The sequence below is a fragment of the Agromyces sp. LHK192 genome, from assembly GCF_004006235.1.
Taxonomy (GTDB): domain Bacteria; phylum Actinomycetota; class Actinomycetes; order Actinomycetales; family Microbacteriaceae; genus Agromyces.
Genome location: NZ_CP034753.1, coordinates 336627 through 356694, shown reverse-complemented (window position 1 = coordinate 356694; position 20068 = coordinate 336627). Strand labels below are relative to the sequence as shown.

Sequence of the window (20068 nt, the reverse complement as noted above, 5' to 3'; positions counted from 1 at the left end):
ATCACATGCCACCGCGGAACCGCTCAAGCGGAAGCGCTGATGGGAAGAGACTGCGGGTGACACTGATGCTCCTTTGAATCTGCAGTGAACGTTCACTGGTGCTCGAAGGCGAGATTAGTGAACGTTCTCAAAGTTGTCAAGTGAACGTTCCTTATTCTGTGCCAAGATGGGAGGGGAGGATAACAATGACGACCGAACCGGTGCCGAGAAAGCGACCGACGCTGCTGGATGTGGCCCAGCTTTCCGGGCTGTCGCACCAGACGGTGTCGCGATTCTTCCGCGACAACACGAGCCTGAAGCCGCGAACGCGCGAGCGTGTGGAGGCGGCTGTGCGGGAACTCAATTATCGTCCGAATCTCACGGCCCGGTCGATGAGGACCCGACAGACCGGACGAATCGCAGTCGTCGTGCCCACCCTCGCGTACAGCCCGGCACGCATGCTGGCCGGTGCGAGTTCGACCGCCCACGCGGCCGGATTCGGCGTGGACGTGATCTCCATCGAGGGCGGCGCTGACGCACGAACTGATCGCGTGCTCGATCTCGCCGATTCCGGCCAGGTGGACGGGGTCGTCTCGTTCGCGCCACTGAACGCGGACGTGGACCTCACTCCCACGACCGCGACGATCCTGGTCGCCGCCGAACTGGACGACGAGATGCGCGGTATCGGCGAGCTCGCCGATGCCGCACCGGTCGCCGCGATGATCGAGCGGCTGGCTGAAGCGGGGCACACGCGTTTCCTGCACATCACCGGCTCCCTCCAGTTCGCATCCGCTCGAGCGCGCCTCGAGCAGTTCCGTGCGTCTCTGGGTGCGCTTGGCCTGTCAGGAGAGGTCGTCGAAGGCGACTGGACCGCCGAAGCCGGCCTCGAAGCCGTCCTCGCGTTCGGTGACGACCACCCGACGGCCGTCATCGCCGCGAGCGACATCATCGCTGCCGGTGTCATCCGCGGCGCACGGCGGCGCGGGTGGAGCGTCCCCGAGGACCTCAGCGTCACCGGATGGGACAACCACCCGCTGGGCCAGTACCTCTATCCGTCGCTGACCACGGTGGACGTCGATCTGGAACGTGTCGGATCCACCGCGATGGCTAGACTCATCGCCGCGCTGCGAGGCGAGCCCGCCCCGCCTGCCGCGCACTCCATCAATCAGCTCGTCTGGGGCGAGTCGACTGGGCCGGCGCCCCGCTGAAGCCAGGCGGGGCACCGAGCCGGTCGACAGCCGGCCTCAGGGAGTTCGAACAGACGCCAGGGCGCACACGTCGGAGACCACCTCGGCACTGAACCCGGGATCCGCAGCGAGATCGGCGGACACCGCAGCCAGGAGCGCGAGCGTGGGATCGGAGTCTGCCAGGGCGGCGTCCACCTCGGCGCGCCGGGCATCCGCCATGGGCAGCCCCGACCGCAAAGCGGTGATCCAGGCCGCAAAGACGAGGGCGGACGCCTGCGCTCCCCGGCCCGCGCGACGCTCGAGCACCGCGACCGGCGCGATCCGCACTGAAAGCTTGGTGAGACCATCGGTTGAGATCTGGGCGAGCAGGTGTTCGATGCGCTGGTTCTCGAACCGTGCGGTGAGGGCGCGCCGATACGCGTCGACATCCATGCCGGCGGGCAGGTGACGGGCGGCCTCGTCCCACCACGCTTCGATCGAGTATCGGACGAACGGATCGCCCATCGCGGCGGCGACGGTCGTGTGGCCGCGCAACCGGCCGAGGTAGGCCAGGAGGCTGTGCGCGCCGTTCAGCATCCAGAGCTTCCGCGACTCATAGGCGTCGATGTCTTCGACGAACGCCGCTCCGCTCCGCTCCCACTGGGGGCGCCCTGCTGGGAACTCACCGGAGAGCGTCCAATCCGCGAACGGTTCGGTCGCCACGGGTGCGGCATCGGTCCAGCCGAGCGCGCGTTCGACCTCGCGCGTGAGGCCGTCGTCCACCTTCGGGGTGATCCGGTCGACCGACGTGGAGACGAAGGAGACGTGATCGACGAGCCACTGGTTCAGGTGCGGGTCGATCGCCGTGATGAACTCGGTGACGGCGTCCCGGAGCAGGGGTCCGTTGCTGGGGAAGTTGTCACATGGGACGATCGCGATCGATCCCGCGCCTGCCCGGTGGCGTTCGATGAGGCCGGCGGCGAGCATCCCGACGACCGTCTGGGTCGCTTCGGCGGCGTGGTCGCCGTCTACCGCTGTCCGTCGGACGCGTGCGAGGTCCGCGGTGACTGCTGGCGCCGCGGTGTCGAGGGACCCATCGGGCCGAAGTGTGTACCCCGCCTCGGTGACCGTCAGGGTGACGACCGCCGTGCGCGGCGCGGCGAGCAGGGTCGCCCGGCGCAGCGCGTTCGACGAGGGCTGGGCTTCCACGATGCTTCCGATGGGTGCGAGCCGGTCACCGTCGGCTCCTCGTTCGACGAGGGTGAAGACGCCGTCCTGCGGAATCAGGGCGTCGGCCGCCGCGGTGGATCGGCCGGAGAATGCCGCGATCCCCCAGTCGGCGCCGTCGCCGGCGCGGGCCGTGTACCAGGCCTGGTGCGCGCGGTGGAAGGCTCCGAGTCCGATGTGCACGATTCGAGGCTCGGGCGCAGGGATCGGGATGCCGCGCGCGGTGAGCAGTGCGCGGGTCAGCCGCGGCGAGCCGCTCACAGCTTGAACGCCCGACGCGGGATGGAGTCGACCAGGTCGACTGCGATCGCTTCGGCTCGGGACGGCGTGAGCCGGCCTTCGACCACCAGACGTGCGAGGAACGCGGCGTCGGCTCGTCGGGCGGTGTCGTGCCGAGCAGGGATCGAGAGGAATGCGCGGGTGTCGTCGACGAAGCCGGAGCCGCGGTAGAAGCCTGCCGTCTCGGTGACCGCGCTGCGGAAGCGGGCGATCGCGTCGGGGGCATCCAGGAACCACCAGGGTGAGCCGATGAATACCGAGGGGTAGAAGCCCGCCAGCGGTGCGATCTCGCGCGAGTACGTCGTCTCGTCGATCGTGAACAGCACGAGGTGAAAGCCGGACGCCAGCCCGTAGCGCTCGAGCAGGGGCCGCAGGCCCTCGACGAACGAGACCGGCACCGGGATGTCGTGCCCGGTGTCCGCTCCGTGCCGCAGCAGCGTGTCGGAGCTGTGGTTGCGGAACACGCCAGGATGAAGCGTCATGACGAGGCCGTCGTCGACGCTCATTCTCGCCATCTGCAGGAGCATGTGCGCCCGGAATCGGCGCGCATCATCCGCGGTGCCTCCGCGGAGCACGCGCTGGAAGAGGGTTTCAGCCTCGTGCGGGTCGAGGTCGAGCGTGGTCGGCTCGAGCACTCCGTGGTCGGTCGAGACCGCTCCGGCGTCGACGAAATGGGCACGACGCGCTTGGAGCGCCCGAAGGTACCCGGAGAAGGACGCCGCCTCGGTGGTCGAACCGAGCAGCGCATCGACGGAGTCCGCGAAGCGCGCGTCGCCGGGGTCGAGGTATCGATCGGGACGGAACGTCGGGAGCACCCGGAACCCGTCCGCCTGGAGCGCTCGGTGGTCCGCGAGATCGTCGAGCGGGTCGTCGGTCGTCGCGAGCACGTCGATCCCGAAGCGGTTGAACAGCGCCCGGGGACGGTATTCGTCGGTACGAAGGTTCGCGGCGATCCGGTCGTAGATTTCGTCCGCGGTCGTCGCCGACAGCTCGAGGTCGATGCCGAAGACGCCGGCGAGCGCCTCGGCCATCCAGTATCCGGTCGCCGTTCCTGCGAAGGCATGCCAGTGCCGTGCGACCGTCCTCCACGCCTCGCGCGGATCGACGTCAACTCCACCGACGCCGAGCGTCGCCAGATCGACGCCCTCGGCGTGCAGCAGGCGGGTGAGGTAGTGGTCGCTGGACACCAACAGTTCGGTCGGGTCGGCGAAGGGCTCGTCGCGTGCCAGGCTGCCGGCCGGCACGTGCCCGTGGGGCGAGATAATCGGCGCGTGCTCGACCGCGGCCATGAGGTCGCGGGCGATCGCGCGCAGTTCGGGATCGGCGGGGAGGAGCCGGTTCGGGTCGCGCCGCGTTGCGGGCTCGAGCCGGTCCTGGGTGTCGGTGGTCTGGGCGGAAACGCTCACGAGAGGAGTTTGACATACAAAGTGATCGTTCACTACTCTTGCCGTGAACGATCACTTTTGGCCCGTAGCACGGCCTCCGATTTTCACCTTCTGCGACGGAAAGCACGATGACGTATCCCCAGGTCCCCCCGCACCCCTATCTGGCCGCACCGTCCGTCGAAGGACTTGTGATCACGGACGACGGGCGACCGGTCTCCATCCATGTGTCGCTCGACGAGACTCCCGCGGTGCAACGCGCGGTGACCGATCTCGTCCGCGACGTCGAACGCGTCACCGGCGCCCCGGTCGCCATCGTGCCGGACGCGGCCGTGGCGAACATCGTGGTGGGCACCGTTGGCGTGTCCGCCGCGATCGACGCCCTGATCGCGTCGGGCCAGCTCGACCTCGCCTCGCTTCGCGACGACGCGGATGGCGAGCTGCGCTGGGAGGGCCTGCTCGTCACCGTCGTGGGGGAAACGCTCTACCTCATCGGGACCGATCGTCGCGGCACGATCTACGCGGTGTACGACTTCGCCGAGGCGATCGGCGTCTCACCCTGGTACTGGTGGGCGGATGTCCCGGTCCGCACCCGTCGGCGGATCGTCGTGCGACGCGACGCCTCGCACGCCGACTGGCCCGCCGTTCGGTTCCGCGGCGTCTTCATCAACGACGAGGAGGAGCTGTTCCACTGGTCGCGCCGGCACACCCCCGATGGCACGATCGGCCCGGTGACCTACGGCCGGGTGTTCGAGCTCCTGCTCCGCCTCAAGGGCAACTACCTGTGGCCTGCGATGCACATCGGGGCGTTCAACCACGACCCCGAGAACGGTCGTCTCGCCGATGAGATGGGCGTCGTGATCGGTACAAGCCATTGCGACATGCTGCTGCGCAGCAACGAACACGAATTCCGTCCGTGGGTCGCCGCCCAGGGCGAGGACATCCGCTACGACTACTCGATCCCCGGTCGCAACCGCGACAAGCTCCATGAGTATTGGCGCGGCAGCGTCGAGCAGAACGGCGACTACGAAGTGACGTGGACGGTCGGCATCCGTGGGGTGCACGACTCCGGCTTCGAGACCGCCGCGATCGACGGGAACGACGCGTTGAGCGCCGAGGAGAAGCTCAGCGCACGGGTGGAACTGCTCGAGACCGCGATCCGCGACCAGCGCGGAATCCTCGAGGACACCCTCGGCGTCGAAGCCGACCGGGCACCGCAGCTATTCGTGCCCTACAAGGAGGTCCTTCCCCTCTACGACGCAGGCCTTGACCTTCCCGACGACGTCACCGTGGTCTGGGCCAATGACAACTTCGGGTACATCCGCCGGTTCCCCGACGAGGCCGAGCTCGCCCGCTCCGGAGGCCACGGGCTGTACTACCACGCGTCCTACTGGGCGAACTTCGCCACCAGCTACCTCGCCACCTCCACTGCACCGCTGGCGCTCGTCGGCTCGGAGCTCAGCAAGGCATGGGAGCGAGGCATCCGGCGTCTCTGGGTCGACAACATCGGCGGACTCAAGCCCCTCGAACTGGAGATGGACTTCTTCCTCCGCCGGGCCTGGGCGGCGGACCGCCCGTCGGCGACCGACGACGTCGTCGACTTCGTCGCACAGTGGGTCGACTCCGCCTACAGCGGCGAACACGGCGCACGCGCCGGCGCTCTCTACGCGGAGTACTCGCGCGTGAACCAGCAGCGCAAGATCGAGCACCTCGGCAGCGGCGCCTTCGCCCAGACCGGCTGGGGCGACGAAGCCTCCCGCCGCCTGGCCGTGCTGCGCCGGATCTACGACGAGACGAACGAGATCCTCGCCGCACTGCCCGAGGACGAGCGCGACTCGTTCTTCCAGGTGTTCGCGCTCAAGATCCACATGTCGTACCTCACGAACGCGCAGTTCTACTTCGCCGACCGAAGCCTGCTCGCCTCCCAGCAGGGCAAGGCGGCCGCCGCTGACCAGTGGCTCGCGGTCTCCCGCCAGTTCGACGACGCGAAGCGCGCACTGATCCGCTACTACAACGAGGGACTGTCGGGCGGAAAGTGGAACGGGATGTTCACGCCCGAGGCGTTCCCGCCGCCGGTGATGCCGCTCTTCCCGCCCGGGTCCCCCGCCCTCGAGATCCGCGGGCACGGACTGGATGCCACGGTCTGGGGCGCGGCCCCCGACAACGACGATCGCGGTTTGACGTTCTGGCAGCACGGCGCTGATGCCAAGTGGATCGAGGTGTTCAGCACCGGCGTTCCCGGCGTTGCCTACACGATCGACGCAGACCCGTGGATCCAGGTCACCCGTGGCAGCGGCATCGCCGGCGCCGAGACCAGACTGCACGTCGCCGTCGATGCAGCGGCGAACGCCGGCCGATCGGGCACGATTCGGATCACCTCGCCGACGATCGCCGATGCGGTCGAGATCCCGGTGCGGGTGGCCGAGACACCGGCGATCGAGCCCGGATTCGTGGGCGCGGTCGAAGCCGACGGCGTCGTGAGCCTCGACCCGGCCCGTCCGGACGAGGTGCGCGACGGCACGTCGTCGCGTTGGCACGTCATCCCACACCTCGGCCGTGACGGCGTGGATGCGCTGCAGGCCGAAGCCGTCGTGCGTCACCCCGATGCGGCGGCCGATGCGGCGGCCGCCGAGTTCGGGTTCCACCTGCACACGGCGGGCGCGCACGTGCTCGAGCTGCACCGCTTGCCGACGCTCGATTCGACCGGTCGCATCCGCGTCGCGGTGACCGTCGACGACAGCGAGCCGTTCACGGTCGAGAGCCCGACGACGGATGAGCATCGGGGCGCGTGGTATACCGGCATTCAGGACAACGTGGAGCGCCTTCGAGTGACGCTGCCCGACCTCGAGGCCGGCGGGCACACCTTGCGACTGCACGTCGTCGACGGCGCGGTCACGCTGACGAAGCTCGTCATCCACACGGCAGACGAGATCCTCGACACGAACCTCGGTGCGCCCTTCAGCCGGCACACGCGCTCGGCGGACGCCCCCGTTCCCGACCCCGCACTGTCGGCCTCGGCGCTGAGCGAGGTCGACCGCGTCGTCCGGGAGGTCTACGGGGTCGACCCGACGGAGAACGCGATCCTCGACCAGGTGTACGTGGATCGGTACTGGTTCGACCACGAGACCACGTTCCGCCGCACCCGCAACGTGCCGCAGACCAATCGCGGCGCCGCGGTCACCTGGCACGGCCCCGACGGAACGAAGGACATCGTCAGGGCGCTGGGCACCGGTGCGCCGGTCGGCGCTGATGGACGTCTCGCCTTCGAGGCGGAGTTGGCGCTCGTCGGCGGCGATCACGCGTGGCTGACGCCGAGCCGCGATTCGGAGGCGGCTTGGGAGCTCACGCAGGCGGAAACCCAGGCGCGCACCGGTCTCGCCCTTCAGGCGCGCCCGCGAGGTCTGCAATGGGATGACCCGGCGGATGCACCGGGGATGCACTTCGCGATCGAGCTACCGGATGGCGGCGCGTATCGGGTGTGGCTCCTCGTCAAGTTCGACGACGGCACCGACGACGCGTGCTTCCTCGCCCTCGACGGCGCCGTTCAGCCCCTCGAGGCGCAGTTCTCCGGCGGCGACCTCTGCTCGTACGGCACGCGCCAGATCTGGCTGTGGACGCACGTCTCGGACCTCGAGATCACGGCCGGGTCGCACGTGCTCTCGATCTACGCGCGGAAGTCGGGCCTTCGCGTCGACCGGGTGTATCTCACACTCGGCGACGAGCTCCCCCCGATCGACGCCGACTGGGCGCCGAGCGCACGCGTCGACGTCGCCGCCGGCGAGGCCGCCGCCGTCACCCTCTCCTGATTCACACCGCAAGGACATCCCATGGAACACACCTGGCGCTGGTTCGGCCCCAATGACCCCGTCAGCCTCGCCGAGATCCGGCAGACCGACGCGACCGGCATCGTCACCGCCCTGCACCACATCCCCAACGGCGAGGTCTGGACGATCGACGAGATCCTCGCCCGCAAGGCGGTCATCGAGGCAGCCGGCCTCACCTGGTCGGTTGTCGAGTCCGTCCCCGTGCACGAACACATCAAGTGGGGCGGGCCCGAGCGCGATCGGGCGATCGGGAACTACGCGCAGACGCTGCTCAACCTCGGCGAGGCCGGGCTGAAGACCGTCTGCTACAACTTCATGCCCGTGATCGACTGGGCCCGCACCGACCAGCGGTACGAGCTCGACAACGGCGGCTTCGCGATGCGGTTCGATTTCATCGAGCACGCCGCGTTCGACCTGTTCGTCCTCAAACGCGTCGGCGCGGAGGCGGACTACACGCCCGACGAGGTCGAGCGTGCGCGGCAGTTCTTCGAGTCGGCCGACGAGGCGACCCTCGCCGCGCTCAGCGACACCGTTCTGCTGGGGCTACCCGGCTCCGAGGAAGCGTACGACCTCGAGTCCCTCCGCGCGGGCCTCGCCCTCTACGACGGGTTGAGCGCCCACGACCTTCGCGAGAATCTCGGCGTGTTCCTGCGCGGGATCGTGCCAGCGGCCGAAAAGGCCGGGGTTCGGCTCGCGATCCACCCCGACGACCCGCCCCGCCCCCTCTTCGGGCTGCCGCGCGTGGTGTCCAACGCCGACGACGCGCAATGGCTGCTGGATGCGGCGCCGTCGTGGGCGAACGGTCTGACGATGTGCGTCGGATCGTACGGCTCGGTCGCGACGAACGACGTCGTGGCGATGACCCGCCGCTTCGCCGACCGGATCTACTTCGCGCACCTGCGGAACGTGACCATCGAAGCCGACGGGAAGAGCTTCTTCGAGGACGGGCACATCGACGGCGGCTCCGACATGGTCGGCGTCATCCGCGAACTCGTCCGCGAGGAGCGTCGACGGGCGGACGCCGGCGAAGACGCCGCCGTCATCCCGATGCGCCCCGACCACGGCCACTTCCTCCTCGACGACCTGAAGCGGCCCACCTACCCGGGCTACGCACTCGTCGGACGGCTGAAGGGCCTCGCCCAGCTCCGCGGCGTCGAACTCGCGGTCACCCGGACGCTGGAGTACGCGTGACCTCTCCCGCGGCCGAACCGCTCGTGGCGCAGCAGACCGAGCTGCTCACGATCGGAGAGTCGATGGCGCTCGTCGCTTCGACGTCGGGCGAGCTGTCCGAGGGTGCGCCCCTGACGCTCGGTGTCGGCGGCGCCGAGAGCAACGTCGCGATCGGCGCCGCGGCCCTCGGCATCCACGCCACATGGAGCTCCCGGGTGGGAGCAGATCCGCTCGGCGAACTCGTCGTCGAGAGCATCCGGCGCCGCGGGGTCGACACCACGCACGTCGAGGTCGATCCCGCCCGCAGCACGGGGCTGATGGTGAAGCAATCGGCGCCGACCGGTTCCAAGGTGCTCTACTACCGGGCCGGATCGGCGGCGTCCGCGCTGTCGCCGCATAGCCTCGACCGGTTGCCCGCCACCCGCGTCGTCCACATGAGCGGGATCACCGCGGCGCTGTCCAGCTCCGCCCGGGAGCTCGTCGCCCAGGTCACCGCAGGTGCGCTCGCGCCGGCGGTCGCCAGCTTCGACGTGAACTTCCGCCCCGCCCTGTGGCCGTCACGCGACGACGCCGCGCCCGTCCTCCTCGCGCTTGCGCAGTCTGCGCACATCGTGTTCGTCGGCCGTGACGAGGCCGAGGCCCTGTGGGGTACCCCGACTGCTGAGGCGATCCGGGAACTCCTGCCCGACGTCGCGCATCTCGTGGTGAAGGACGGCGCGATCGAGGCGGTCGAGTTCGCCGGTCTTGAGACCACCCGCCTGCCCGCGCAGGTGGTCGAGGTCGTCGAGCCCGTCGGTGCCGGCGACGCCTTTGCCGCAGGGTGGCTTGCCGCATGGATCCGTGGCGAGGACGCGAGCGCCCGTCTGGCGGCCGGCCACACCGGCGCCGCCGCGGTCCTCCGCAGCCCCTTCGACACGGTCGAGCCCGTCGCAGAACGAGAGGAGTCGGCATGACTGACGCGTACTTCCAGTCCACCTTCGCGGATGTCCCGGTGATGGGCATCTTCCGCCGCCAAGGACTGGAGCGAACCATGCAACTCGCGGAGGCAGCGTGGGATGTCGGCGTGCGAATCATGGAGGTCCCGGTCATGGACTCGGAGGATCTTGTCGTCCTCCGCGCCGTCGCCGACGCGGCGCGCGACCGCGGCCTCGATGTCGGCGCCGGAACGATCGTGTCGGTCGAGCAACTGGACGCCGTGGCCGCCGCTGGCGCCGCATTCACCGTGGCCCCGGGGTTCGACGCCGAGGTCGCTGCGGCGAGCGTCGCCCGCGGTCTGCCGCACATCCCGGGGGTCGCGACCGGCAGCGAGGTCCAGGCGGCTCTGCGGGCCGGCTTCACCTGGCTCAAGGCGTTCCCCGCCGAACGGCTCGGCCCGGCCTGGATCCGCCACCTGCACGGCCCCTTCCCGCAGGTGCGGTTCGTCGCGACCGGCGGCGTCACCCCGGAGACGGCGCAGTCCTTCCTGGATGCCGGCTGCCGGGTCGTGGCGCTCGGCTCGGCGTTCGACAACGAGGAACAGATCGCCAAGCTTGGCGCCATCCTTCCCCGGAGTGCTGCGGCAACACCGCCGCGGTGACCGCAGGTTCGTGATCTGCCACCTCGAAGGCGGCTCGATCGCCGCCGCCCTCACGCCGGGCGAGGAGTCGAGGTCAGGGCGGGATCACCAGTTCGGCTCATGAGTCGACGAACGGGCCTGAACCTCGCCACAGGCGCGGCCTTCCCCTCGACGGACCGTCGGATTCGAAAGAGCGACCGCCCGCGCAGTCGGATCTGGCGCGCCGCCGCCCAACACGGGTCGACTGATCCGGGCTATTGGTCCGCGGTCGCCGGGCGGACCTGGCGGAGGTGTCGGATGAAGCTGGATTGGGACCACCAGTAGTCGATGAGGTCGTTGCCGTGGAGGGTGACGAATCCGCATTCGCCGAGTCGGTAGTCGCGGATGCTTCGGATGGTGCCGGCGTTGGGTTCGCGGATGGTGGCGTGTGGGCCGGGGATGCGTTCCCAGGTTCCGTTGTCGAGGTCGATGATGTGCACGGAGCCGAACGTGATCACTTCCCACACGCCGGTGTAGACGTCGTCGAGGTCGGTCACCGGGTGGCTCAACGGTTCGGAGGTTCCGGCGTCGGTAATCGTCGCGATCTCGTTGAGGTCGTCGGACAGGATGATCCCGGCGGACTCGGTGCCGATGGGTGGCAGGGTGATGATCCGGGTCCAGAATCCCCGGAGGTCGGCGTCGTAGCCGAGAGCATCGTCGGTGAACGCAGGCCCTGGGGTGATCGTCAGGCGTGGCCGGAACGCTCGTAGGCGTGCGTCGAACTCGAACCGTGCGGCGAGGTCGGGCGGGATGGTGGCCGGGATGTCACCGGGTCGTTTCGGCGCATGGTCCAGGGCCGGGGGTTCCAGGTCGCTGAACAGGATGTCGGCCCGCGCCGGTGTCCCGTGGGGCCCGCTGCAGACGGCGAAGGTGCGTCCGCAGATGGCGAGCAGGCCCCGGGCGCCGTGGTGCAGGATCCCGACGACGTCCTCGACGACCCAATCCACCTCGTCAGGATCTGCACCCGGTTCCGCGTCTGCGGTCGCGTTCACGATCGCGTGGGCGCGTAAGCCGTACATCTGCAGGCGTGGAGCGAGGCCCGCGAGTGCGTCGATCGACTCCTCAACAACAGGGTCGGTGAACAGGATCAGGTTGCGGACGCCGTTCGTGCTCATCTGTTCCGCCGCGACCAGCAATTCCGCGGCGCTCGCGTGTGGGTAGCCGAGTACGCCGACCGGCCCGTCCAGTTCGATCATGACGATCCCCCTCCTCCATCGGCCTGGTCGTCGTGTTCCGCGTTCTCGATCGCGCCACGGAGTTCCTTGAGCTGTTGCTCCCGGATCGCTCGGGCGCGGGTGCGCATCAGGTCGCGCCCCGGACCTCGCACGATCGGGGGTCCGGCCAGTTGGATGCCGCCGTCGGTGACGTGGGTGATCAGGTCCTCGGGCTCAAGTCGTGCGTTCCAGTACTGGGACCAGGTCCGGATCGCGACATCCGTGTCGTTTCGGTCCACGAGCGTCGCGACCTGGTCCCACAACCTGCGACGCAACCGGTCCTGGGTTGCCGCGGTGATCGAGTCCGGCACGACCGCGATCACCATCGAGCCGTGGATCGTGCCGCGAGGCAGGAGCACGATCGCGATGTCTTCATCGAATGCCGTCCCGTGCAGTCGGATCTGCCAGTGCGGGTCGTGCAGCCACTCGAGGATCGGGACTGCTGAAGGTTTAGGTGACTCCTGATCTGTGGCGATTTGGTCGCTGCTGGAAGGATGGCCGTTGTGCCGAAGCCGTATCCGAAGGAGTTCCGTGAGGACGTTGTGGCGATCGCCCGGCGGCGTGAGCAGTCGTTCGCGCAGGTCGCGAAGAGCTTCGGGATCTCCGAGTCGTGTGTGCAGAACTGGGTCCGCCGGGCCGATATCGAGGACGGTGCCGCGCCTGGGCAGACGCGTGCCGAGCTCGACGAGATGCGTGAGCTGAAGAAGCGGGTGCGTCTGCTCGAGCAGGAGAACGAGGTCCTGCGCCGCGCGGCAGCGTATCTCTCGCAAGGCGTGCTGCGTTCCCCAAAATGATCTACCCGCTCGTCCGCGAGCTTGCCGCGACCGGCGCACCCGTCAGGGTGCCGGTCGCGGTGACGTGCCGGGTCTTGAAGATCGCGAAGCAGCCGTTCTACCGGTGGTTGAAAGCCCCGGTGTCGGACCGGTGCTGGGAGGAAGCGCAGCTGGTCAACGCGGCCGCGGACACGCACGCTGAAGCGCCGGCGTTCGGGTACCGGTTGATCGCGGACGAGCTGGCCGATCTCGGGTTCGAAGCGTCCGAACGTCGCGTGTGGCGACTGTGCCGGGACAATCAGATCGTCTCGACCACGGTGCGCCGGCGACGTGGCAAGAACACCAGGCCCGGACCTCCCGTGCATGACGACCTCGTGAAACGGGCATTCACCGCGGATGCGCCGAACCGGTTGTGGCTCACGGACATCACGGAGCATCGCACGAGCGAAGGCAAGCTGTACTGCTGCGCGATCAAGGACGTCTACTCGAACCGGATCGTGGGTTACTCGATCGATTCCACGATGACCGCCGAGCTCGCCGTGAACGCGTTGACCATGGCGATCCAACGTCGAAGCCCGGTCGGCACGACCGTGCACTCCGACAGGGGCAGTCAAGGTGGATTCAACTGGTCGTCGCAACACCTTGATCGTGGAGGTGTTCAGCAGTGGCGACGAAGGATTGGTTCGCGAAGACGAGTGACGTTCCTGAAGGGGCGCGTCGGCAGTGGCGTGCGGATCGAGCGCTACGACCTCCGATGCGCTCACCCGGTCGGCCAGAGCCCTCGCGGGCGGTGCAGCGGCAGTTCTGGAAGTTGATCGCGACGGGCATCACTTCGGCCGAAGCGGCGTTGAAGGTGGGCGTGTCCGTGCCGGTCGGGTCCCGATGGTTTCGCCACGCTGGGGGCATGCCGCCGATCTCATTGGCCGAGCCGTCCGGGCGCTACCTGACCTTCGAGGAGCGTGAGGAGATCGCGCTGCTTCGTGCCAGGCAGGTTGGAGTTCGTGAGATCGCGCGCAAGATCGGGCGCGATCCCGGCACGATCTCTCGCGAGCTGCGTCGCAACGCGGCCACACGGAGCGGGAAGCAGGAGTACCGGGCGTTGGTCGCGCAGTGGAAGGCTCAGCAGGCCGCGAAGCGCCCGAAGGCCGGAAAGCTCGTCACCAACGACAGATTGCGCGAATACGTGCAGGAGCGTCTGTCCGGGCACGTCCGACGATCAGACGGCACGATCGTCGTGGGGCCGGAACCGCCGGCATGGAAAGGACTGAACAAGCCGCACCGGCAGGACCGGCGGTGGACGCTGGCGTGGAGTCCGGAGCAGATCTCGCACCGGCTGCAGGTCGACTTCCCGGATGATGAGTCCATGCGCATCAGCCACGAGGCGATCTACCAGTCGCTCTTCATCCAAGGCCGTGGCGCGCTCAAACGCGAGCTCGTCGCCTGCCTGCGGACCGGCCGTGCACTCCGGCAACCACGAGCGCGAGCACGCAACCGACCGCAGGGGCATGTCACCGAGGATGTGGTGTTCTCAGAGCGCCCTGCTGAGGCCGCGGACCGCGCGGTTCCCGGCCATTGGGAAGGTGACCTGATCATCGGCACCGGCCGATCCGCGATCGGCACGATCGTCGAACGCAGGAGCCGCTCGACGTTGCTCGTGCATCTGCCTCGGCTTGAGGGTTGGGGCGAGATACCACCGGTGAAGAACGGTCCGGCGCTGGGCGGCTACGGCGCGATGGCGATGAACGCCGCATTGACGACGTCGATGACGAAGCTTCCCGAGCAGCTCCGAAAGACGATCACCTGGGACCGCGGCAAAGAACTCTCCGGACATGCGCAGTTCGCGCTCGAGACCGGCACGAAGGTGTTTTTCGCGGACCCGCACTCGCCCTGGCAGCGCCCGACGAACGAGAACACGAACGGGCTGCTACGTCAGTACTTCCCGAAGGGGACCGATCTATCGCGCTGGAGTGCCGAAGACCTCGAGGCTGTCGCGCTCACGCTCAACAACCGGCCACGCAAGAGTCTCGACTGGAAGACTCCCGCGGAGGTGTTCGAGGAGCAGCTACGCTCACTCCAACAGTCCGGTGTTGCAACGACCGGTTGAACTCAGGCAATTTCGTTCCAGGCGATTCGTGCTCGCGCTCCAGCACGCAGGCTTGACGGGGTCGATGGGCAGGGTCGGTGCAGCTGGCGATAACGCGGCGATGGAGTCCTTCTTCGCGTTGCTGCAGAAGAACGTGCTCAACACTCGTACCTGGCAGACCCGGCAAGAGCTCCGACTCGAGATCGTGTCCTGGATCGAAGCGGTCTACCACCGCCGACGCCGGCAACGCGCACTCGGACGCCTCACACCGATCGAGTACGAGATGATTACCACCAGACCGGCCGCACTCGCGGCCTAACCCGAAGAGTCACCAAGACCTTCAGCAGTCCCTATCCAAGGAGTGGGACCCTGACTTGAACGGGTTCCTACGTCCGTGCTTTGTCGGAAGGGGCTCAACGTTGATGGTTCGTTGGCGTTGCGCGGTAGGGCACAGTTGGACGCAAACAGTGGTCCGAAGAGCCCAAAGTCGACATCCCACTTGCCCAATCTGCCGGAACCATCGGATCCAGCAAGGGATGAACAGCATCGCGGTTAGGGCGGCGCCCAACCTCAGAGTCGAATGGGATGAGTCGCGGAACGGGATGCGTCTCGATGAGGTCAGCACGACTGTCATGGTCGCCTGGTGGAGCTGCCCGGTCGGACACTCCTACCGCGCGAGGATCCAGAGCAGGCTCGCCGGTACAGGCTGCGGAGCCTGCGCCCGAAATCGGGTCCTTCCTGGCTTCAACAGCTTCGCCAGTTTGCATCCTTCCGAATCGAAAGAATGGGACAGCGCAAGGAATGGCCCCCAGCCAATCGACTTGGCAAGCTCGAGCACTTTCCGCGCATGGTGGGTCTGCCCAATTGGTCACCACTATCAGCGCTCTGTTCGGACTCGATCGAGCGGTTCGCAATGTCCTACTTGCCGGAGGCAGCTGGGGAGCGGGGCCGTCAAGAATAGTCGACCACGCTCGCGGTGAGACTGAGATCACAAGAAGCAAGCCGGACGCATTCGCGGAACCAAATGCGATCACGACACGTCCTCCGCTTCACAGAATCTGGCTCCGGCCAGAGCCGCATGAATGCCGCGAGCCCGAGAGCTGAGATCGTCGCCGCATCCGGCCGTCTCAGTCCATCGAGTGTCTTGAGCAGGCTCGCAGAGTGTTGCCGACCGTGATAGCGCGCAACGGTCGTCACGCGTGAAAGTTGCGTGATTGCCCGCGAGGCGCATGCGGCTATCGTGGCGAAGGTGTCCGCCGAAGTGTCCGAAGAACGGAAGCTGTACTCGACCGCATGTCGTGGGTGCGGGGTCGTGTTCGATACCCACCTAAGTTTGCGGCGGTACTGCTCCTCGGACTGTCAATTGTTCTTCACCTTCGCCAAAAGCGGCCATTGCTATATCTGCAACACGGAGTACGAACAGTTCTTTCGGATCGGCGGTCAACTCGGGTATGAGTTCGCTGCTGAGCACCTGCCGTGCCGTGTGCGGTTTCGGGAAGAGCACCCGGAGCTTGTCGGGTGTGACTGTCCGCCGTGCCGTGATGTCCGCGGGCTACGGCCTAAACACAGGAAGAGTCCGCCGAAGAACAGACGACCGCAGGGGTACCGGAAGCACCGACCGGCCGTCCTTGAACGCGACAACCACATCTGCCACCTGTGCAAGCTTCCAACCGACCCGGATGCCCACCCGTTGGACGATACGTATCCGGTGCTTGACCACGATCACCCGCATGCCTGGGGAGGCAGCGACGACATCGAGAACCTCCGAACCGCGCACAGGTGGTGCAATGAGACACTGTCCGACAGCCTCGAGTCGTTCGATCGGATCCGGCCTGCCGCGCATGCGAGGCTTCGGCCGATCCTGGAAGCGGCAGGGTTGCTCGACGTTGCTTGACGTGTCCTCTGCTAGCCCGAGTCTGGTCCCGGCCAGAGCCTCTTCGATGCGGCGATCTCAAGAGCCGAAATCGTCGCCGCATCCGGCCAACTCGCTCCATCGAGTGTCTTGAGCAGGGTTGCGTGGTTAATGCCCGCCGCAAGCGCAAAGGAACGAACGCTACGGTCGCCGATTTGGGCCCGAACGTTGAGAACGAACCTGCGCACCATCTCTGCCTGAGGATCATTGGACGCGGATTCGGGCCACGCATCGCTGAAACTACTCGGCGAATCACGACTGGGACGCCCTGACATCACGTCTCCTCAAAATGATGAGATCCTCTGCTACTGATGAGATTCAGCGAGCGGATGATGGGCTTCTTTGACCAAATGATGAGTTAGCGTGACGTCGGACAGAATCTCTGGACGAGAGAGAGAGGAGTGCGGAGACGGCGGGATTTGAACCCGCGGTCCCCTTACGGGGACTCCACCTTAGCAGGGTGGTGCACTCGACCGGACTATGCGACGTCTCCTTGCATGCGACGAGCGCACGCGACAGCCATCATAACCCGATGGTCGCCGGAATCACGATTCGGCGGAGCCGCAGGACCGCGCAGGAGATCTCGGGTCTACTGGTCGTCGAGCGTGCGCCCCGCCGAGCAGCGCACATCGGCCGCGGTCTGACCGGAGACGCCCTCGAGGTCGGCCTGCTGCGTGGGTGCGGGCGCCGTCTCGGTGCCCTCCGCGGGAGCCTCCTCGACCGGAGCCTCCTCGACCGGCGTCTCGGCGACCGGCGCGTTCGGGTCGCCGGCCGATGCGAAGTCCGAGTCCTGCTCGGTCGGCAGCACCACGGGGACGTCCTGCTGCAAGGCGAGGTTCACGGCCTCCGCCTGCCAGGTCGGCTCGACCGCGCCGCCGCCCTCGACATATGCCGTCGGGTACTGGATGAACGCGATCTTGGCGAGGTCCACATCCTTCATCGCTTTGGCGATGGAGATCATGTAGGTCGGGTTCGCCAAGGAATTCGACAGTTGCATGTTGGCGAGCGCGGCCTTCGCGATCGAGTAGAGCTTGGTCGGGTCGCCGAGCGTGCCGTCGGACTGCAGTTTTCGCGCCAGGGCTGAGAGGAAGACCTGCTGATTCGAGATGCGCCCGAGATCCGATCCGTCGCCGACTCCGTGTCGGGTCCGGAGGAACTGCAGCGCGGCCATGCCGCTGAGCGAGTGCGTGCCGGCGTCGAGGAACGTGCCGGTGTACTCGTCCTCGATCGGTTCGGCGACGCACACATCGACGCCGCCGACCGCCTCGGACAGGCCTGCGACGCCATTGAACTGCACGATTCCGGCCAACGGGATGCTGATGCCGAGCAGCTCTTCGACGGTCTTGACGACGCAGTCCATGCCGCCGTACGACAGCACGGAGTTGATCTTCGTCGAGGACATCGACGACAGCGTGTCGGAGGGGTCGTCCGGGTCGGTGCAGGTGCCGGGCACCGAGACGAGCATGTCGCGAGGGAAGCTGACGACCTCGACGTGCGAATGGTCCTGCGAGATGTGCAGCAGCATCGTCACGTCGTTGAGGACAGCGGTCTCCTCGTCGGGGTCGCCATATGCGTCGCCCTGACCTTGCCGGCTGTCGCTGCCGATGATCAGCAGGTTGACTCCGCCGTCGATGGCCCCGATGTCGGGCACGCCTTCGAGGATCTTCTCGCTCTCGAGCTTCACCGTCGGCTTCACGGTCGACGCGAGGTCCCATGCGGCGTACGCGGCGACCGAGGCACCGGAGACCAGCACGACTGCGGTGATCGACGCGACGACCTTCGCGACGGTCTTCCACGCACTGCGGGTCTTCAGGCGACCGTGCCGGGCGACGGACGGGCGCGCCTGGGCGCGACGGGTGGGCGGGGTCGGCTGCTCCTGCACCTCGCTCCTCTCGGTCGGTCGTCTCGGTCTCGTCGATACGCGGAGGGCGTGGGATTCGAACCCACGAGGCATTGCTGCCCACTGGTTTTCAAGACCAGCTCCATCGGCCGCTCGGACAGCCCTCCTCACCGCACGCGACGAGCCCCGCGGGTCGATCCGGGAGCTCGTCATCGGGCGGGTCGACGGCGATTCTAGCCGACGCGCATCTCAGCCAGACTGTCAGTGCAGGCTGTGAAGGCGCTGAAGTGCGCGGATTCAGCCCCCGTTGGACGTCGAGCACCGCACCTCGGCGCCGGTCTGCCCGCTGACCTCGGGCGGCAGCGCGACGACCGTCGAATCGGTCGGGGCAGGCGATCCCGTGCCCGGGTCGGGAGGGGCATCCGACGGCGTGTCTGATGCCTCCGGCGGCGGCGCGACCGGGGCGGAGGTCTCGGCGGGAACCGTGCCGAACGGGTTGTCGACCGAGTCATCCGTCGTCAGCTGCAGCGGCGCATCCGACCGGAGTGCCGCGTTCAGCGCCTCCGCCGAATCGGTCGGGACGACCGCGCCGAAGTCGTCGGTGTACGCGGTCGGGTACTGCACGAACACGACCTTCGACAGGTCGACGTGCTGCAGGGTCCGTGCAACGGAGACCAGCGTGATCGGATCCTGGAGGCGCGTCGAGAGCTGCATCTGCCCGAGCACGACCTTGGCGATGTTGTAGAGCCGCACCGGGTCGCCCAGGACGCCGTCGCGCTGGATCGTGCGGATGAGCGACGAGAGGAACTGCTGCTGGTTGGAGATGCGGCCGAGATCGCTGCCGTCGCCGATCGCCTTGCGCGTCCGGAGGAACGCGAGCGCCGTATACCCCGTGATCGAACTCGTGCCCGCCTCGAGGAACAGCCCCGACTCGGGATCCTCGATCGGGTCGACCAGGCACACCTCCACGCCGCCGACCGCCTCGGCCATCGCGGCGACCCCGTGGAAGCGGATGAGCCCCGCGAGGGGAACGGTGAGGCCGGTGAGCCCCTCGATGGTCGCGGCCACGCATCCGACACCGCCGTGGAAGAGCACGGTGTTGAGCTTCACGCCGTACAGCTCGTCGAGCACGTCGCCCTCGCCGCCCTCGGGATCGGGGCACTCGGGGACGTCGACGAGCAGATCGCGTGGGAAGCTCACGACCTCGACGTGCGAGTGGTCCTGCGAGATGTGCAACAGGATGTTGACGTCGTTGAGGATGCCGCTGTCTTCGTACGGGTCGCCGAACGCGCCGTCCTCCGGTCGCTGGTCGCTGCCGACGAGCAGGAACGCGAGCCCGCCCTCCATCGCACCGATGTCGGGCACGCCCTCGAGCAGGCGTTCGCTCTGCAGTTCCACCGGGGGGACGTCCTTGAGCGCGCGATAGAGGTCGTACACGAGGTATCCAGCCACGACGGTGGTCGCGACGAGGAGCACCGCGACCGACGAGCCGACGAATGCCGACAGCGTGCGCCAGGCACCTCGCCGCGGGAGCCGACCGTGTCGCGCCGTGCCCGTCCCCCCGGACACCACCTTCGCCCCCATGCGACCCCCGCCCCCACGGATGTGACCCCGGCGGCAGTGGG

The 20068-nt window shown here is 67.7% G+C and carries 16 protein-coding genes, 2 tRNA genes and 2 pseudogenes; 12 read left to right on the top strand and 8 right to left on the bottom strand.

All coding sequences use genetic code 11. The features are described from left to right. Positions 1 to 185 precede the first annotated feature (185 nt). Positions 186 to 1187: a LacI family DNA-binding transcriptional regulator gene (locus ELQ40_RS01650; RefSeq protein WP_127792110.1), complete on the top strand. Its 1002-nt coding sequence runs from the start codon at positions 186 to 188 to the stop codon at positions 1185 to 1187. A 36-nt stretch (positions 1188 to 1223) separates the two neighbouring features. Here ELQ40_RS01650 and ELQ40_RS01645 read toward each other — a convergent pair whose 3' ends face one another. Then, positions 1224 to 2555, bottom strand: coding sequence for a mannitol dehydrogenase family protein (locus ELQ40_RS01645; RefSeq protein WP_205649406.1), 1332 nt, complete (start codon positions 2553 to 2555; stop codon positions 1224 to 1226). A gap of 74 nt (positions 2556 to 2629) precedes the next feature. Next, positions 2630 to 3964 (bottom strand): glucuronate isomerase, encoded by a 1335-nt coding sequence (gene uxaC / locus ELQ40_RS01640; protein ID WP_240666077.1) that lies wholly within the window; start codon positions 3962 to 3964, stop codon positions 2630 to 2632. A gap of 320 nt (positions 3965 to 4284) precedes the next feature. On the opposite strand from uxaC, the gene ELQ40_RS01635 reads away from it, so the two are divergent. From ELQ40_RS01635 to ELQ40_RS01620, 4 genes are read left to right on the top strand one after another with little or no spacing between them, the layout of a single operon-like run. Next, positions 4285 to 7839, top strand: a complete 3555-nt coding sequence (locus ELQ40_RS01635; protein ID WP_164863441.1) for a glycosyl hydrolase 115 family protein — start codon at positions 4285 to 4287, stop codon at positions 7837 to 7839. A gap of 21 nt (positions 7840 to 7860) precedes the next feature. Continuing rightward, complete coding sequence (gene uxuA, locus ELQ40_RS01630; protein ID WP_127792108.1) at positions 7861 to 9048, top strand: mannonate dehydratase; 1188 nt, start codon at positions 7861 to 7863, stop codon at positions 9046 to 9048. Beyond that, a complete protein-coding gene (locus ELQ40_RS01625) occupies positions 9045 to 9980 on the top strand; it encodes a sugar kinase (RefSeq protein ID WP_240665894.1) in 936 nt (311 codons plus the stop codon). The genes uxuA and ELQ40_RS01625 overlap by 4 nt, the downstream gene beginning before the upstream one ends. Further along, positions 9977 to 10603, top strand: a complete 627-nt coding sequence (locus ELQ40_RS01620; protein ID WP_127792107.1) for a bifunctional 4-hydroxy-2-oxoglutarate aldolase/2-dehydro-3-deoxy-phosphogluconate aldolase — start codon at positions 9977 to 9979, stop codon at positions 10601 to 10603. The genes ELQ40_RS01625 and ELQ40_RS01620 overlap by 4 nt, the downstream gene beginning before the upstream one ends. Before the next feature lie 233 nt (positions 10604 to 10836). On the opposite strand, the gene ELQ40_RS01615 is transcribed toward ELQ40_RS01620, so the two are convergent. Then, entirely contained in the window at positions 10837 to 11817 is a 981-nt protein-coding gene (locus tag ELQ40_RS01615; protein WP_127792106.1) for a hypothetical protein, read from the bottom strand. Continuing rightward, a complete protein-coding gene (locus ELQ40_RS01610; RefSeq protein WP_127792105.1) occupies positions 11814 to 12194 on the bottom strand; it encodes a hypothetical protein in 381 nt (126 codons plus the stop codon). The genes ELQ40_RS01615 and ELQ40_RS01610 overlap by 4 nt, the downstream gene beginning before the upstream one ends. Before the next feature lie 144 nt (positions 12195 to 12338). On the opposite strand from ELQ40_RS01610, the gene ELQ40_RS19375 reads away from it, so the two are divergent. The 7 genes and pseudogenes from ELQ40_RS19375 to ELQ40_RS19360 all read left to right on the top strand — a co-directional run bounded on the left by ELQ40_RS19375 (position 12339) and on the right by ELQ40_RS19360 (position 16585). Then, the gene (locus tag ELQ40_RS19375; RefSeq protein WP_164863440.1) at positions 12339 to 12629 is read left to right on the top strand and encodes a transposase; all 291 of its coding nucleotides are present in this window, start codon (positions 12339 to 12341) and stop codon (positions 12627 to 12629) included. Then, a complete protein-coding gene (locus ELQ40_RS01600) occupies positions 12626 to 13423 on the top strand; it encodes an IS3 family transposase (RefSeq protein WP_127792103.1) in 798 nt (265 codons plus the stop codon). The genes ELQ40_RS19375 and ELQ40_RS01600 overlap by 4 nt, the downstream gene beginning before the upstream one ends. Positions 13424 to 13512: 89 nt before the next feature. Continuing rightward, entirely contained in the window at positions 13513 to 14712 is a 1200-nt protein-coding gene (locus tag ELQ40_RS01595; RefSeq protein ID WP_127792102.1) for an IS30 family transposase, read from the top strand. Positions 14713 to 14719: 7 nt separating this feature from the next. Beyond that, positions 14720 to 15010: pseudogene (locus tag ELQ40_RS01590) on the top strand (IS3 family transposase); the annotation flags it as partial. Positions 15011 to 15053: 43 nt separating this feature from the next. Continuing rightward, a pseudogene (locus ELQ40_RS19370) lies at positions 15054 to 15191 on the top strand (zinc-ribbon domain-containing protein); the annotation flags it as partial. A 36-nt stretch (positions 15192 to 15227) separates the two neighbouring features. Next, complete coding sequence (locus ELQ40_RS19365; RefSeq protein ID WP_370296547.1) at positions 15228 to 15671, top strand: zinc-ribbon domain-containing protein; 444 nt, start codon at positions 15228 to 15230, stop codon at positions 15669 to 15671. Between the two features lie 230 nt (positions 15672 to 15901). Next, positions 15902 to 16585 (top strand): HNH endonuclease signature motif containing protein, encoded by a 684-nt coding sequence (locus ELQ40_RS19360; RefSeq protein WP_127792100.1) that lies wholly within the window; start codon positions 15902 to 15904, stop codon positions 16583 to 16585. A 422-nt stretch (positions 16586 to 17007) separates the two neighbouring features. Here the strand turns inward: ELQ40_RS19360 and ELQ40_RS01575 are convergent. The 4 genes from ELQ40_RS01575 to ELQ40_RS01560 form a co-directional block, all read right to left on the bottom strand. Next, a tRNA-Ser gene (locus ELQ40_RS01575) sits at positions 17008 to 17096 on the bottom strand. Between the two features lie 96 nt (positions 17097 to 17192). After that, positions 17193 to 18485: an LCP family protein gene (locus tag ELQ40_RS01570; protein WP_240665893.1), complete on the bottom strand. Its 1293-nt coding sequence runs from the start codon at positions 18483 to 18485 to the stop codon at positions 17193 to 17195. A 40-nt stretch (positions 18486 to 18525) separates the two neighbouring features. After that, positions 18526 to 18610, bottom strand: a tRNA-Ser gene (locus tag ELQ40_RS01565). Positions 18611 to 18740: 130 nt separating this feature from the next. After that, positions 18741 to 20012, bottom strand: a complete 1272-nt coding sequence (locus tag ELQ40_RS01560) for an LCP family protein (protein ID WP_164863439.1) — start codon at positions 20010 to 20012, stop codon at positions 18741 to 18743. Positions 20013 to 20068: the final 56 nt, after the last annotated feature.

Excerpts from the sequence above, each read along its gene's own strand:
- ELQ40_RS01650 (WP_127792110.1), top strand. The coding sequence starts at position 186 with ATGACGACCGAACCGGTGCCGAGAAAGCGACCGACGCTGCTGGATGTG.
- uxuA (WP_127792108.1), top strand. The coding sequence starts at position 7,861 with ATGGAACACACCTGGCGCTGGTTCGGCCCCAATGACCCCGTCAGCCTC.
- ELQ40_RS01620 (WP_127792107.1), top strand. The coding sequence starts at position 9,977 with ATGACTGACGCGTACTTCCAGTCCACCTTCGCGGATGTCCCGGTGATG.
- ELQ40_RS01615 (WP_127792106.1), bottom strand. The coding sequence starts at position 11,817 with ATGATCGAACTGGACGGGCCGGTCGGCGTACTCGGCTACCCACACGCG.
- ELQ40_RS01600 (WP_127792103.1), top strand. The coding sequence starts at position 12,626 with ATGATCTACCCGCTCGTCCGCGAGCTTGCCGCGACCGGCGCACCCGTC.
- ELQ40_RS01595 (WP_127792102.1), top strand. The coding sequence starts at position 13,513 with ATGCCGCCGATCTCATTGGCCGAGCCGTCCGGGCGCTACCTGACCTTC.
- ELQ40_RS19365 (WP_370296547.1), top strand. The coding sequence starts at position 15,228 with ATGAACAGCATCGCGGTTAGGGCGGCGCCCAACCTCAGAGTCGAATGG.